Origin of the sequence: Streptosporangium sp. NPDC006007 (genome assembly GCF_040614315.1) — a bacterium.
Taxonomy (GTDB): Bacteria; Actinomycetota; Actinomycetes; order Streptosporangiales; family Streptosporangiaceae; genus Streptosporangium.
Map to the genome: position 1 here is coordinate 60,254 of NZ_JBEXUG010000030.1, position 12,776 is coordinate 73,029.

Annotated in this window: 15 protein-coding genes; 5 read left to right on the top strand and 10 right to left on the bottom strand. The window is 66.3% G+C overall.

Going from position 1 to position 12,776, the window contains the following annotated elements; all coding sequences use genetic code 11:
* Positions 1-102 precede the first annotated feature (102 nt).
* Positions 103-1,347 (top strand): WD40 repeat domain-containing protein, encoded by a 1,245-nt coding sequence (locus ABZ194_RS22015; protein ID WP_355598862.1) that lies wholly within the window; start codon positions 103-105, stop codon positions 1,345-1,347.
* Positions 1,348-1,404: 57 nt separating this feature from the next.
* Positions 1,405-2,304: an SMP-30/gluconolactonase/LRE family protein gene (locus ABZ194_RS22020; RefSeq protein WP_355598863.1), complete on the top strand. Its 900-nt coding sequence runs from the start codon at positions 1,405-1,407 to the stop codon at positions 2,302-2,304.
* Positions 2,305-2,543: 239 nt separating this feature from the next.
* Here the strand turns inward: ABZ194_RS22020 and ABZ194_RS22025 are convergent, their stop codons facing one another.
* From ABZ194_RS22025 to ABZ194_RS22040, 4 genes are all read right to left on the bottom strand, one after another.
* Positions 2,544-3,254, bottom strand: coding sequence for a VC0807 family protein (locus ABZ194_RS22025; protein ID WP_355598864.1), 711 nt, complete (start codon positions 3,252-3,254; stop codon positions 2,544-2,546).
* Positions 3,251-3,883 (bottom strand): TetR/AcrR family transcriptional regulator, encoded by a 633-nt coding sequence (locus ABZ194_RS22030; RefSeq protein ID WP_355598865.1) that lies wholly within the window; start codon positions 3,881-3,883, stop codon positions 3,251-3,253. Before ABZ194_RS22030 ends, ABZ194_RS22025 begins: the two co-directional genes overlap by 4 nt.
* Positions 3,884-4,122: 239 nt before the next feature.
* Positions 4,123-4,974 carry a DUF72 domain-containing protein gene (locus tag ABZ194_RS22035; protein ID WP_355598866.1) on the bottom strand — a complete coding sequence of 284 codons (852 nt, stop codon included), beginning with the start codon at positions 4,972-4,974 and terminating at the stop codon, positions 4,123-4,125.
* A 617-nt stretch (positions 4,975-5,591) separates the two neighbouring features.
* Positions 5,592-7,313: a hypothetical protein gene (locus ABZ194_RS22040; protein ID WP_355598867.1), complete on the bottom strand. Its 1,722-nt coding sequence runs from the start codon at positions 7,311-7,313 to the stop codon at positions 5,592-5,594.
* Positions 7,314-7,423: 110 nt separating this feature from the next.
* Here ABZ194_RS22040 and ABZ194_RS22045 point away from each other — a divergent pair, with 110 nt between their 5' ends.
* Positions 7,424-8,041 carry a hypothetical protein gene (locus ABZ194_RS22045; protein ID WP_355598868.1) on the top strand — a complete coding sequence of 206 codons (618 nt, stop codon included), beginning with the start codon at positions 7,424-7,426 and terminating at the stop codon, positions 8,039-8,041.
* 154 nt (positions 8,042-8,195) lie between these two features.
* Here ABZ194_RS22045 and ABZ194_RS22050 read toward each other — a convergent pair whose 3' ends face one another.
* The 6 genes from ABZ194_RS22050 to ABZ194_RS22075 form a co-directional block, all read right to left on the bottom strand.
* Positions 8,196-8,672 (bottom strand): DUF1801 domain-containing protein, encoded by a 477-nt coding sequence (locus tag ABZ194_RS22050; RefSeq protein WP_355598869.1) that lies wholly within the window; start codon positions 8,670-8,672, stop codon positions 8,196-8,198.
* Between the two features lie 130 nt (positions 8,673-8,802).
* Positions 8,803-9,426, bottom strand: coding sequence for a glyoxalase (locus ABZ194_RS22055; RefSeq protein WP_355598870.1), 624 nt, complete (start codon positions 9,424-9,426; stop codon positions 8,803-8,805).
* 5 nt (positions 9,427-9,431) lie between these two features.
* A complete protein-coding gene (locus tag ABZ194_RS22060; protein ID WP_355598871.1) occupies positions 9,432-9,896 on the bottom strand; it encodes a helix-turn-helix transcriptional regulator in 465 nt (154 codons plus the stop codon).
* A 281-nt stretch (positions 9,897-10,177) separates the two neighbouring features.
* A complete protein-coding gene (locus tag ABZ194_RS22065) occupies positions 10,178-10,588 on the bottom strand; it encodes a VOC family protein (RefSeq protein WP_355598872.1) in 411 nt (136 codons plus the stop codon).
* A 10-nt stretch (positions 10,589-10,598) separates the two neighbouring features.
* Positions 10,599-11,009, bottom strand: coding sequence for a DUF5919 domain-containing protein (locus ABZ194_RS22070; RefSeq protein WP_355598873.1), 411 nt, complete (start codon positions 11,007-11,009; stop codon positions 10,599-10,601).
* 74 nt (positions 11,010-11,083) lie between these two features.
* Entirely contained in the window at positions 11,084-11,524 is a 441-nt protein-coding gene (locus ABZ194_RS22075; RefSeq protein WP_355598874.1) for a MarR family transcriptional regulator, read from the bottom strand.
* A gap of 89 nt (positions 11,525-11,613) precedes the next feature.
* Between ABZ194_RS22075 and ABZ194_RS22080 the strand changes: the two genes are divergently transcribed.
* Both ABZ194_RS22080 and ABZ194_RS22085 read left to right on the top strand, forming a co-directional pair.
* Positions 11,614-12,156, top strand: a complete 543-nt coding sequence (locus ABZ194_RS22080; protein WP_355598875.1) for a GNAT family N-acetyltransferase — start codon at positions 11,614-11,616, stop codon at positions 12,154-12,156.
* Between the two features lie 326 nt (positions 12,157-12,482).
* Positions 12,483-12,776: transposase (locus tag ABZ194_RS22085; RefSeq protein ID WP_355598876.1), on the top strand; the 294-nt coding region annotated here is incomplete at its 3' end.

Genomic DNA, 12,776 nt, shown 5'->3' on the forward strand with positions numbered 1-12,776 from the left:
TGGATCGGCTCTGAGAGGCCCCAACCGCATCGAGGACAACAGAGGCATTCCGACGAAAGGTGATATCGCATGAAGTCTTCTGAAAGAAGTCAGGAAAATCACGTGCACCGGCGATCGGTTCTGAAAGGCGGCCTCACCGCGGCGGGGGTCGCGTCGGGGATCGCCGCGTCGGGAGTGATGTCCGGCGCGGCACCGGCGTTCGCCGACAGGGCGAGGAGCGCCGCCGGGGCCGTGGAAACGACGTCCCCGCCGACGCCTCCCGTGGTCCGCTCCAGTGAGGAGCTCGCACGCAGAGGGGTGCGGTTCCCCACACGCCCCGTGCCCGCGACGGCGCTGCCCATCACCCCGAACGGCACCACCTACGAAATGGCACAGACCCTGGCCTGGCTGGACTCCGAGCATTTCGCGGTGGGGCGCTGGGACGGGTCGATGACCATCTTCAGGTTCACCACCTCCAACCTGACCGGCCCGCTCATCAGCGAGGCGGTCAACAGCCCGGCCTTTCAGGGGGTACGGATGCTCACGCCCCTGGGGCGCCGGGCGATCGTCACCTCGAACGACGACGGGTCCATCGCGCTGTGGGTCTCGCCGAGCGGCAGATGGTCGGACCTGCGCCTGGCGAAGACCTACGCCTACGACGCCTCGCTCGGGGTCGCCACCGGCGGGCAGGGCGTCCTGGCGGGCTCTCCCGGCAGCCTGGTCGTCGGGCATTCGACAGGCCATCTCTCCGTGTGGACCTATCACCCGGGGCGCCAGAGGCTCTCCTTCCTGCGGTCGGTCGACATCAGGAACCCCACCCCCGTCAATCCGTGGGGGCTGCACGACGTCTACTCGGTCGAGACGGTGACCGACTCAAACGAGCTCGCGCGGGTGGTCACCGGCTCGGAGGACGGTTACGTCTCCGTGGTGGAGATCCCGTCGGGAAGGATCCTGTCGCAGACGGTCTTCAACCCCCGGGCCCAGCGAGGCATCAACCACCTCAGCGTCCGTGGCGACGCGCTGCTCGTCGCCAACTGCTCGGTCGGGCCGGATGACCACAACCTCTGGTACTACTCGATCGACAGGACCAGCTGGCGGATCACCCTGCGCGACAAGGCCAATCTGATCGTCGACGGTCGACGACCGCAGGCGTTCAACTTCAGCACGATCTGGGGCGCCTACTCCGGAGGCCCCTGCTGGTTCGCCTCCACCGAGGAGGGCGCGCTCTGGATGGGCACCGCCGGCGCCACACTCGACATCATCGGCTATCGCGAGGTCACCAGCCCGCTCGGATCCGCCCTCGGCTGGAACGACACCCCCGGCCGGTTGGTCATGGTCGCCTACGACCTCTACGAGTTCACCACCTGAGACGACCCCACCCCCGGGAAACGACCGGGCACACCGGTGAACCCCCGAAAGGCCGCGATGATCGACAGTATCAAGACAGAGTTCACGGTATTGGACGACCGTTTCCGCCGTTGCAACGGCGACGGGTGGATGCGGCGCCTTCACACGGGCTGCCGGTGGACCGAGGGCCCGGCCTACTTCCCCGCGGGTCGCTACCTCCTCTTCAGCGACATCCCCAGCGAACGCGTCCTGCGCTGGGACGAGACCACCGGCGCGGTCGGGGTCTTCCGGCAACCGTCCGGATACGCCAACGGCCACACCGTCGACCGGCGAGGCCGCCTGATCAGCTGTGAACAGGGCAACCGCCGCCTCACCCGCACCGAGCACGACGGCTCCATCACCGTCCTGGCCGACCACATCGACGGCAGGCGGTTCAACAGCCCCAACGACGTGGTCGAGCGTTCCGACGGCTCCATCTGGTTCACCGACCCCGACTACGGCATCAGCAGTGACTACGAGGGCAACCAGGGCGACAGTGAGACCGACGGCTGCCACGTCTACCGGATCGACCCCGTCACCAGCCGGGCGCGCGTCGTCGCCGACGACTTCGACCGTCCCAACGGCCTGGCCTTCTCCGCCGACGAACGCCACCTCTACATCGTCGACACCCCCGGAAAACACATCCGCCGTTTCGACGTACGCGACGACGGCACCCTCTTTGGTGGAGAGGTCTTCGGCGTCTGTGACGCGGGGGTCTTCGACGGCCTCCGGGTGGACAACGCCGGACGGCTCTGGGTCGCCGCCCACGACGGCCTGCACTGCTTCGACCCCGACGGCACCCTGATCGGCAAACTCGGTGTCCCCGAGATCGTCTCCAACCTCACTTTCGGCGGCATCAAGCGCAACCACCTGTTCATCACCGCCTCCAGCTCCCTGTACACGCTGCGCGTCAACTTCGCCGGTGCCGGCTACCCCTGACCGGCGGCGCGGCCCGCCTGCGGCGGCCGACGGCCCGGTACGGCCGACGCGCGACGCGGCGGGCCGCCCCATTGATCCGCGGGAGGCGGGACACCGGCCCGCCTGGGACGTGGCGGCTCCGAAGAGCGGGTCCGCCACCCACGGCTCTCGCGGGGAAACGCCGGCCCTCCGCCGAGCGCCCCCGCCGGAGCCATAAAGGGAGGGCTCGAAAAGACTCCGGCCGTGTGCTCTCGGAGGCGTCAGGCCTCACGCGCCTCGCTGACGGTCTCACCGATGGAGAGGGCCGAGGCGCGCTCACGGTTGAGCGGCGCGTACATCGCGCGCCGTCCGTCGAAGAGCCCCGCCGTGATGAAGTAGACGTTGGCGATCACTATGAGCGTGATCGACGTACCGGCGTACAGCGCGCCGCCGAGCGCGGGGACGACGTCGACCGGCAGCGTGTAGGCCATGACCACGCGTGCCGCGGCGTCGAGGAGGGTTCCGACGCCCCACAGGACGGTCGTGACCCGCCAGGCCCTGCGGAAGCGGGGAAGCCGCTCCCACAGCACGTCCCACGTCTCGCCGGTGCCGTGAATCGGGAACCTGTGTTCCAGCAGCGGCCGGCTGAACAGGAACGTGAGCGGCATCCCGGCCCTCAGGCTCCCCAGGAACCAGAGCCCGACGACGGCCGTCAGCCACCCCTCCTTGGCGAGCAGGAACCTCTCTCCGCCGCCGATCAGCGACACCGCGACGCCCAGCACCATCATGGCCGTCATGAAAACGGAGAGCCCGTCGACCCTGCGCTCCCTGACCAGCCGGTAGGCACCCACGGCCGCGGGCACCACGGCCGTGACGATCAGGGACAGGTAGACGCTCACCCCGGCCAGGCGCAGCCCGTAGTACAGGACGGCCGGTACGAGCAGGTCGACCAGCAGGCGAAGCAGCCTGCGCCGTCGTCTCCCGGCGCTCACGGCCCGTTCCTGGTCGCCAGGTCGAACAGCGTCACCAGCTCCTCGGCGCAGGCGGCCAGGTCGAGATCGGGCCTGTTCTCCAGGAGGAACGGCAGGCCGTCCAGGGCGCGCTGCAGGGTCGCCGCCATGACGAAGGTGTCGAAGTGGCGGAACTCGCCGCCGCGCTGCCCGTCACGCAGGATGCGCTGGACATGACCGATGGCGTCGTTCTCGCTGCCCGCGTCGTAGGAGCGGCTCACGCCGTCCTCGCCGCGGAAGTTGAGGAAGATCTCCATCATCGCCCGCATGCGCGAGCGATTGTCCGCGATGTATCCGACCAGCGCGGTGATGTAGGTGCGCAGCGCGTCACGGGCAGAGGTCACACCGGCCATTCGCCCGGCCATGAACCGCCCGATGTGACCGTAGACCTCGGCGACGGCCGCGCTCATCAGCTCGTCCTTGCCGGCGAAGTGGTAGGAGATCAGGCGCGTGCTGCTCAGACCCGCCCGTTCGGCGATCCTGGCGAAGGACGCCTGACCGTATCCGAGATCGGCGATCGTCTCGATGGTCGCCGCGATGATCTGGGAGCGCCTGGCCTCGCCGGTGAAGGATCTCCCGGATGGCGCTTCCCCACTCTTCCTTACTTGCATGAGTAAAAAATACGTCACACAAGTAATGAAGGCAAGTGTGTCGGGACCCCGTACCGCTCCTCAGGGATGGCCCCCGGATGGCAGGTCCGGGGCCGCTCCCGGCCATCGGCGCGACGCCCGGCTTCCCCTCCTGACGGCACGCGCAGGCCGCCGCCGACCGAGGAGGGGTTCACGATCCCGCCCTGCGAAGCCAAGATCGTCAGTGGGGCGTACCGGTCGGCGTGACTTGCGGGCCGGTGTCAGAAGAGGGTCGGCGGCTCGGCCGGCATGGGCTCGGGCAACGGCTCGACCTCGGGCAGCCTGGCCCGCACGTCATCGTGAAAACGACGGGCGAGCATCAGCGCGTCGGCGTTGTCGGGAGTATGGATGAACACGGTCGGCGAACGGCCTTCGCGGAGCCATTCGGTGACCGTGCCGACCCACTGCTGCCAGCCCTCGATCGTACGTGCCGTATCGTCCCGGCCAAGGTAGCGAACGATCGGACGGTCGGTGAGAGCGATCGACCGGCGTGGCACGCGCGGTTTCCTCGCCCACGCGTCTCGTTCGGCGTCGCTGGTCGGAGGGTTCTGGAAGAGGACGGTGGTGTCGAACGGAACCCACTCGGCGCCGACGCCGGCGAGAACCCTTTCCAGAAGCCGCGCGGACCGCGCGTCATCGAAGAACGCTCGGTGACGGACTTCGACGGCGTACCCGTACGAGCGGGGAAGCCGGTGGAGAAAGGCCGCCAGGGTGCCGAGGTCGGTCGGAGCGAATGACCCCGGCAGTTGGACCCAGAGGGCGTGCGCTCGCGGCCCAAGTGGTTCGATCGCCTCCAAAAACGATCGGATCTCCTCGTCGACGCCGGTAAGGCGACGCTCATGCGTGATCGACTTGGGCAGCTTGGCCACGAAGCGGAAGTCGGGGGCCGTCTGCCGCGCCCACGACTCCACCGTGCTCCTCGTCGGTGTCGCGTAGAACGTCGTGTTGCCCTCCACCGCGTTGCACCAGGTCGCGTAGGACCGCAGGCGCTCCCGAGGAGGAAGCGGATGAGGCAGAAAGCGCCCCTGCCATGGCGCGTGTGTCCACATCGCGCATCCCACATGAAGCCGCATGACCTCGACGCTATCCAAGGTCGGCGGCGGAAAGGACCGAGAGCGCGTTCGAGGACGCCGCCAAGTGCTTCCCAACGGGGACCACACCTGGACCGACCTTCTCATGTCCGAAGGGACTGTGGACCCAGAAGATTCGAACTCCTGACTTCCCGCTCACGAATCAGCCGGATCTTGGAAATCGGTCCTCAGGCGCGGTCTGGCCAACCTCGCCTCCCGTGACCCGATCAGCTCGCCCTGATGGTCAAGATCAAAGGTCAAACGGATGCAGCGAACCGCCACACTCCACTGGACGACATCATCGGCCAGACCGGCCTGATCCTCCAAGGTCGTAACCTCAACCTTTCAAACCCGGCCGCACACATCACACGATCAACCCAGCGGCATGAGGGCGACCGTTCCCCTCAAAATCGAAGATCCCGTCATATGAGCGAGCAGCAGCCCACAAGTGACCATGACCGACTCCCGCCGACCACTTTAATGGCACGACTTTTTAGACTGCCGACGGGCGTCCGGCAGCTGTCCGACCCTCGGGCCGGGGCCACGCAGACCATTTCCCCTGTTCGATTAGTTCGTACGGTTGGTTCGCATGGCCGACGCGTGCGGCGAACACATGATCGTCATTCCGCGCTGCTCTGGCTAAAATCTGGCCCATCGATACTCATCACATTCAAAACGGCACACCAAAACGTACGGGGAGTATGCAAAAGAACTGTCTTCCTGCACCGGGAGCACATTTCGACCAACACAGCCACCGCCGCCTTAGGTGAAAGCCTCTCAAGGACATCAGCCGCCCTACTTGGCGGCATGCCTTCGAGTAGTTTTGCCGACAGGCTTGGGCTATCATCAGTAATTTCTGCCACGTAAGCGGTAAATTTCGCCGGATAGTACGCATAGATACCTCCCAAAAATTTCATCACGCCCGACACGGCAGGCAAGAATCCCTTTGAAGTGGGAGACGCAGCACTACCACCACTTAGCCTTGACCTCCTTTCAAGCGCTTTAAGCAATGCCGAAAATTCATCCACCTCCACAGATTCTCCTGATTTAAAATTCGAGCTCACAGGGGGTTTGCACGCTTCAATTCCGCTGCTCCGGCCCGCATTGTGGGCGCCCCCAGGCACCCCATCCACGCGCGGTTTCCGATCCCGGCCGGGTAACGCGAAATTCATTACGGGGTCTGGGGCTCCTACCAGCTCAGCGAACTCCTCAGCAGCTTCTGCCGCAAGCTTGAAGAACCAGTTGTCGAGAGAACCTTCGATCCCCGGAACCTTCCGGCCGACAAAAATCAGCCCGGCGGCGCAGAGGCTGAGAGCACACTGCGGCCGCCAGCGGTCACCATACGACTTATCTCGGGCCCATTCGTAGCCGGCCTCGTAAACGGCCTTGGTTACACCCTGGTGCTCGCTAAGCCCGAAACCGGACTCTGATTCGTGGGGCCGAACCAGCGTACGAATGAGCCCCTGCGCGGCGTCCGAGGTCGGATTCAACTGCCCCAGCCACCGAGTGGCCATCGAAACAAGCAACAGCATCGAGTCCCATGTGACCGGCCGATCGACGCTATGGCTTCCATAGTCAATTACTTGGTACCGCTCCGGCTCAAAGTCCGGAAAGCCGGGGATGAGCAGGTTGAAGATGTTCGGGTCCCCGTGCCCATTTCCGATGAGGGCGCCGCCCGGCAGCCGAAATGCTCCGGCGGGCGTATTGAGATCTGCGAACGCGAGTGGGTTACGCAGTTCCCGACGCCATCCGGGGAGGCGCAGAGTGCCGGCATGGCGATCGATGCCGACGCGGGCTGCGAAAGCGTCTAGCCGGCCGCCGACTTCTAGCCGTTCCCTGCCGATTAGAGAGCAAAGAAAATCCGCCACCGTGCAAGGGCGGTCAAGGTCCGTACGGCCGGCGTTCCAGCCGTTGATCAGGGATGGGACTATCGTCCGAAAAGTCGTCGCAAGGTCGGACCGGTTGAGGTAATCGGCCAGTGGGCGGCAGCCCTTCCAGTCCTGCCCGGCGACCTCCATGAAAACTGCTGAGCAGCGGTCGAGTTTCACCTTGTCTACCGGCTTGGCCAGGTGACGTTCGGCAAACTCCGCCAACTCGTCGTAAACAACAAAGATTCGATCGGGCTCGGCAGCGTCCAAACAAAACTTTAAAACACGCTGTCGTGGAGCGCGACGCCCAACGCGATCCTCCACCAACAATACCGATGCCCCACTTAATCCCTCGGAAAATGGTCGGATAAGAGTGACGTGCCGGTCGACGCCCGCGAGGTAACTGTCGAAATCGTCAAGCACCTCTTCAGGTACAGCCGACCAGCCAAGATTCGACCGGTCCCGCCTGCTCATGGCACCACCGTACCCGGCCCGTCCCGATGAGTGGCAACTCAGCCACGGGGTGGAATCAAGCGATCAGGTGTTCGATATGATGATGGGGACATGGCAGGCACAATGAGCAAGTGACGAATGTGGCCGTGACCCTACTCGCTGTCCTGGTCGGAGCCCTCACTACCTTCGCCGCCACCATCCTCGTCGACCGGATGCGCTTCCACCGTGAGCAGGCGCGTTACTGGGCCGATAAGAAGCTGGCCGCTTACGCCGACTATCTGGACGCGGTCAAATCTATGAATCGGATCTCCCGAAGACTCGTCGCCGGACGAGGAATCGACAAGCGCGCCGCGGCTTTAGAAGGGGATGATGCTCTTGCACTCCTAGCCGAAGCGGAGTCACGGCGTGCCGGCGCGAGCGAGTTGGTCACGCTGATCGGAAGCGCCGATGTGGTGTCTTCGGTCCGGCGGTTGAATCGGGAAGTGGGGCGGCTGGAATGGATCGCACGGGAAATGCTCGACGCAGACGAGGAAGCTTGGGAAGCCTGTAACCAAGCGTACGTGGGTCAACTGAACGCGGTGCATGAATGCGCTCGGCGTGAGTTGCGCATCCCCGGCGCCCATCTGCCACGCGAGGTTGGCCCCCCGTGGGTGCCTTCGCTACCGGCGCCCCGGCGGGAGACGCCAGTGACGCGCGGTGACAAGTATCTCCTAAAACCGGATGGCGAGCACGACGGGCGTTCGGCGTGACGCTCCGACCGGAGCAGGCCCGGCTTCCGGCGCCGGGCCGTGCCCGCTTTGCCTCGTGGCTGCTTGGCGTCCGCGCCAACGCCGACGAGGCCGTGCCGGGGAGTCGTGGACCCGCGAGTGGTCGGCGATCGCCGCGCCCGTGAGAAGGACCGCCTCAGCTCACGGCCTTCTTGATGAGCGCGCCGATCCGCGCCTCGTCGGCGGCGGTCAACTCCGTCAGGGCGAAGGCGGTCGGCCACATGGTGCCTTCATCGAGGTTGGCCTGGTCGTTGAAGCCGAGCGTGGCGTACCTCGTCTTGAACTTCTGCGCACTCTGGAAGAAGCAGACAATCTTGCCGTCCCTGGCATACGCCGGCATCCCATACCAGAGCTTCGGCGAGAGGGCCGGCGCGTTGGCTTTGACGATGTCATGGAGCCGCTCGGCGACGACGCGGTCCGCCTCCTCCATCTCGGCGATCTTCGCGAGCACCTCGCTCTCCGCATCCGCCTTGGCCGCGCGCGGGCCGCGCCGCGCGGACGCCTTCAGCTCCTGGGCGCGCTCCTTCATCGCGCCCCGCTCCTCATCCGTGAATCCGTCGAACTTCTCACCGGCTGCACCGGTGGTCTTGGCGGACTTCTCCGTGTCCTTCATGGCAGGTTTCCCCTCTTGTAATGCTTGATTGGGACAATCTCATGCTAAGGATCCGCCACGGTCAGACCGGCGGCGAGCGCGGCGGCCGTCTCGCGGTCGGCGGCCGGGCCAGGAGGACAGCAGTGGCACGTCAGGGCGTGGTTGTCAGCGACGCGGCCTCCCACACAAACCCGTCCGGGTCGGTGAAAGACCCGGCGTCGCCGCCGAGCACGACCCGGTGCGATCCGGTGCCGTCGACGGGGACGCCGACATCCTTGGCAAGGCCACGGCGCCCGTACAGCGCCAGCTTGACCGGACTCGACACGGTGGCGAACTCGACATACTTGCGGCCGAAGCTCTTCACCACGACGAGGCCTCGGTCAACATAGAACCGCTTGCTCGCGGCCACGTCCACGGCTCCCAGGAGGAGCACGATCTCGTCGAACTGCTGGGTGGCCGGCCCGGTGTCCCTCTTCGCCGACGTCGCGATCTTCCAGATCGTCCCGTCCGGAGCCTGTACGACGCCGCCGTAGCCCCAGAACGACTTCGCGGCGGGCTTCAGCGACGTGGCGCCGACGTCGAGAGCGGCGCCGATGAAGCCGTTGACGGTGGCCGGCTGGGACACCGTGAGCGACAGCGCGAAGCCACGGAAGCCGGTCGTCGGCGCCTCCGAGGCCCGCAGGCGCACCTGAGTGCCCAGGCCGAAGGCGGTGTAGAAGCGGTTGGCGGCCGCGGTGTCGGCCACCTCAAGGGTGAGGGATTCGATGGAGGTCATGGCCGTCACGCTAGGTGCGGCTCGGTGACCGGCGCTTCTCGATTCCTGACCGGCCTGGTCACCTGTTTCGCCACGCACGACGGCATCCCCTCAGCGGCGCCCGCCGCGTGGCGCCGATAGGCGCCGGGCGGCATGCCGACCAGTTCGGTGAAGCGGGTGCTGAAGGTGCCCAGTGACGAGCAGCCGACCGCGAAGCAGACCTCGGTGACGCTGAGGTCGCCCCGGCGCAGCAGCGCCATCGCGCGCTCGATGCGCCGCGTCATCAGATAGGCGTACGGCGACTCGCCGTAGGCGAGCCGGAACCGGCGGCTGAGATGCCCGGCCGACATATGCGCGCCACGGGCCAGCGCCTCGACGTCCAGCGGCTGCGCGTACTCCCGGTCGATCCGGTCGCGGACGCGGCGCAGCCGCGCGAGGTCGTTCAGGCGCTGTGCCTCGGTAAGCGCGCGCCCCCATGCGGGATGACACATGAGAGAACTCCTTTCATCGATGTCCGCGAGCACCCGGGCCACCGGACCGAAAAACTGCTCGACGCCGGCGAGGCCGGTGATCGGCTCGCCCGGGACGTGGACGCCGCCCGTCGCCGCCATGTGAACGACCGGCGTGCGCGCCTCTCGCTCGCGGCGGCCGACATCGCGAGGACCTCTGCGATGTCGCGGCCGTCGAGGGTGAGTCGAGGACGGAGGCCTGAAATCACCGGCCACCGTATTCTCCGTGGCGGCCGTCATGGCCACATCGACTACCGAACGGCTCAGCGAAGCTCCTGGATGCGGATCAGGTTACCCGCGGGATCGCGGAAGGCACAGTCACGGACACCGTACGGCTGCTCCGTCGGCTCCTGGACGACCTCGGCGTCGCCGGCCTGCAGCTTCTCGAAGGTGCCGTCGAGGTCCCGGGTGGCCAGCAGGATCCAGCCGTAGGTGCCCTTGGCCATCATCTCGATGATGGTGCGGCGCTCGTCCTCGCTGATGCCGGGGTCGGTGGCCGGCGGCGCCAGGAGAATGGACGTGCCGGGCTGGCCGACAGGGCCGACCGTGATCCAGCGCATCTTGCCGTGTCCGACGTCGCTGCGTACCTCGAAGCCGAGGGTGTCGCGGTAGAAGGCCAGGGTGGCGTCCGGGTCGTCATGCGGGAGGAAGCTCGTGTGAATGGTGATGTCCATGGCCGTCACGTTATCCGCGGCTCGGTGACCGGTGCTTCTCGAATCCTGATCGGTCCGGCCACCTGTTCATCAGGGCAGGTCGATCACGCCGAGGGTCGGGGTGTCCCGGTCGGTCAGGCCCAGGGAGATGCCGCTCGGCGGCGGTGTTGTCGTTGATCACGATGGTAGGTGGGTCGACTCCCCGGGCCTGGGGCGGATAGGGCCGCACCACACAGGTGGTCCCGTCCACGATGAGGGTGTCAAAGCGGATCGTCTCGTCGTAGACGCGCAGTTCAAGGAGGTCTTCCGCCTCCGGGGGGAGTCTCGCCTTCAGGCGGGTCGGCACACTGATGTTGAACCCGGTCAGCGTGCCGTCTCCGCGCCCTTCCTCCCTCTCCCGGGCGCGGATCGCCGCCCCCTTGGGGTTAACGGGTTGTTTCACGATGAAGGCGGCGCGTCAGGAGATAGTTGACGGCCAGTCCAGGCAAGGATGACCTGCTGGACGGGACGGTGCGGTCAGGTTCCTTCGGTTCCCTCGCGCAGGCGGTCGGCGTGACGGGCCTGATTGTGCAGCGCGCGGTGCAGGAATGTCTCGATGAGTTCGAGCTCGGCGATGCTGAACCGGAGGAGCTCGGCCTGGGCTTCGGCGGCGATCGGCCCCCAGATCTCCTGAACGGCTCTGCGGCCCCGTTCGGTCAGGTGCACCAGGACGCGGCGCCGGTCCGCCATATCGCGGACTCGCTCGGCCAGGCCGGTCCGCTCCAGTCGATCGATGGCGGTGGTGGCGGCGCCTCCGGTGAGCCCGGCGGCGGCCGCCAGCTCGCTTGCGGTGAGCGAGCCACGGGCGGTCAGCCGGCTCAGGCACCTCAGGTCAGTGCGATTGATGCCGAGGTGCCGGGCCGCTAGCTCATCAATGAGGTCGGTGGCGTCCTGTAGCTCCTGAACGGTCCTGGTCACGGCCCGAACCCTGTCTTTCTTTGACAATCTAATCCTTAGAAAGTTGAATTAATAGGGTCGTGTGAAGTTTAGCTCCCCCGGAGGCCACAATGCCAAGCTCTTCCACCCGACTGCGACCGGCGACGACCGATGACGTTCCGGCCCTGCTGTCCCTGATGGACTCCGTCCATGCGTGGCTCATCGCCCGGGGCCGCCCGGAGCAATGGGGAACGGTGCCGTTCTCCCGAATCCCCGGCTTCCCCGACCGGATCGCCGATTGGACGCGCCGGGGCGTCATCACCCTGGCCGAACGGGATGGCCGGTGCGTCGGGCTGCTGGCCGCAGCGCCCATGACCCCACCTCGGATCCCCGCCACCGCGGTGCCCGGCGGATCGATGTTCATCCACACCGTGATGACCGAGCGCGGCCCCGGCGGCCGCAGCGTCGGCTCAGTCCTGCTGGAAGAGGCCGAGCGTCTCGCCAGAGCGTACAACGCTCCCGCGCTGGCCCTGGATCACTGGGCGGACAGTCCCGAACTGGGACGCATCTACGACGACCACGGCTACGTCAAGGTCGCCGAGTACACCGATGAACAAGACGGGAAGCCCGTCCGCAACGCCGTACGCATCCGCTGCCTGCGTGTCGCCGACTGAGCACGTCAGAACGAGGACCGCAGCCGGCGCAGGCAGATGATGCCACTTCCTCTTCACCCCCGCCGACCCGGAGGCGGCGAACGTACTGAGGACCGTCATTGACGCACGCACCGCACACTTCTACGCCGAACAGGCCGAGCGCGACGCCGCCCGCACTCTCATCGACAAGGGCTGGACCACCCGCGACATCGGCAGCGTGCTGGGCCTGTCCCACCAGTGCATCTCCCAGATCCTCCCCCGCGCCACCACGTAGCGTGTATGAGGTGCTCCAGAGATTCCGGACAGACCACTCGATAGGGTGGTAACAGTCCGAAGGAGATAGAAACATGCCGAAAGGTTCCAGGCGTAGGTTCAGCCAGGAGTTCAAGGACGAGGCTGTGCGCATGGTCCTCGACGGCCCCCGCACAATCGCCGAGGTCGCCAGAGAGTTCGGCGTCCACGACACCACGCTCGGCAATTGGGTGAACACCTACAAGCGCGCGCGTGCGGAAGAAGAACCGCACTCCCTCAGCGGCCCCGAGCGCACCCGGTTGCGTGAACTCGAACGGGAAAACTCCGAACTCCGCGAGAAGCTTTCCTTCCTGAAAAAAGCCGCGGCCTTCTTCGCGGCCGAGAACAAT

Excerpts from the sequence above, each read along its gene's own strand:
- ABZ194_RS22040 (WP_355598867.1), bottom strand. The coding sequence starts at position 7,313 with ATGAGCAGGCGGGACCGGTCGAATCTTGGCTGGTCGGCTGTACCTGAA.
- ABZ194_RS22020 (WP_355598863.1), top strand. The coding sequence starts at position 1,405 with ATGATCGACAGTATCAAGACAGAGTTCACGGTATTGGACGACCGTTTC.
- ABZ194_RS22055 (WP_355598870.1), bottom strand. The coding sequence starts at position 9,426 with ATGACCTCCATCGAATCCCTCACCCTTGAGGTGGCCGACACCGCGGCC.
- ABZ194_RS22060 (WP_355598871.1), bottom strand. The coding sequence starts at position 9,896 with ATGTGTCATCCCGCATGGGGGCGCGCGCTTACCGAGGCACAGCGCCTG.
- ABZ194_RS22050 (WP_355598869.1), bottom strand. The coding sequence starts at position 8,672 with ATGAAGGACACGGAGAAGTCCGCCAAGACCACCGGTGCAGCCGGTGAG.
- ABZ194_RS22030 (WP_355598865.1), bottom strand. The coding sequence starts at position 3,883 with ATGCAAGTAAGGAAGAGTGGGGAAGCGCCATCCGGGAGATCCTTCACC.
- ABZ194_RS22035 (WP_355598866.1), bottom strand. The coding sequence starts at position 4,974 with ATGCGGCTTCATGTGGGATGCGCGATGTGGACACACGCGCCATGGCAG.
- ABZ194_RS22080 (WP_355598875.1), top strand. The coding sequence starts at position 11,614 with ATGCCAAGCTCTTCCACCCGACTGCGACCGGCGACGACCGATGACGTT.
- ABZ194_RS22065 (WP_355598872.1), bottom strand. The coding sequence starts at position 10,588 with ATGGACATCACCATTCACACGAGCTTCCTCCCGCATGACGACCCGGAC.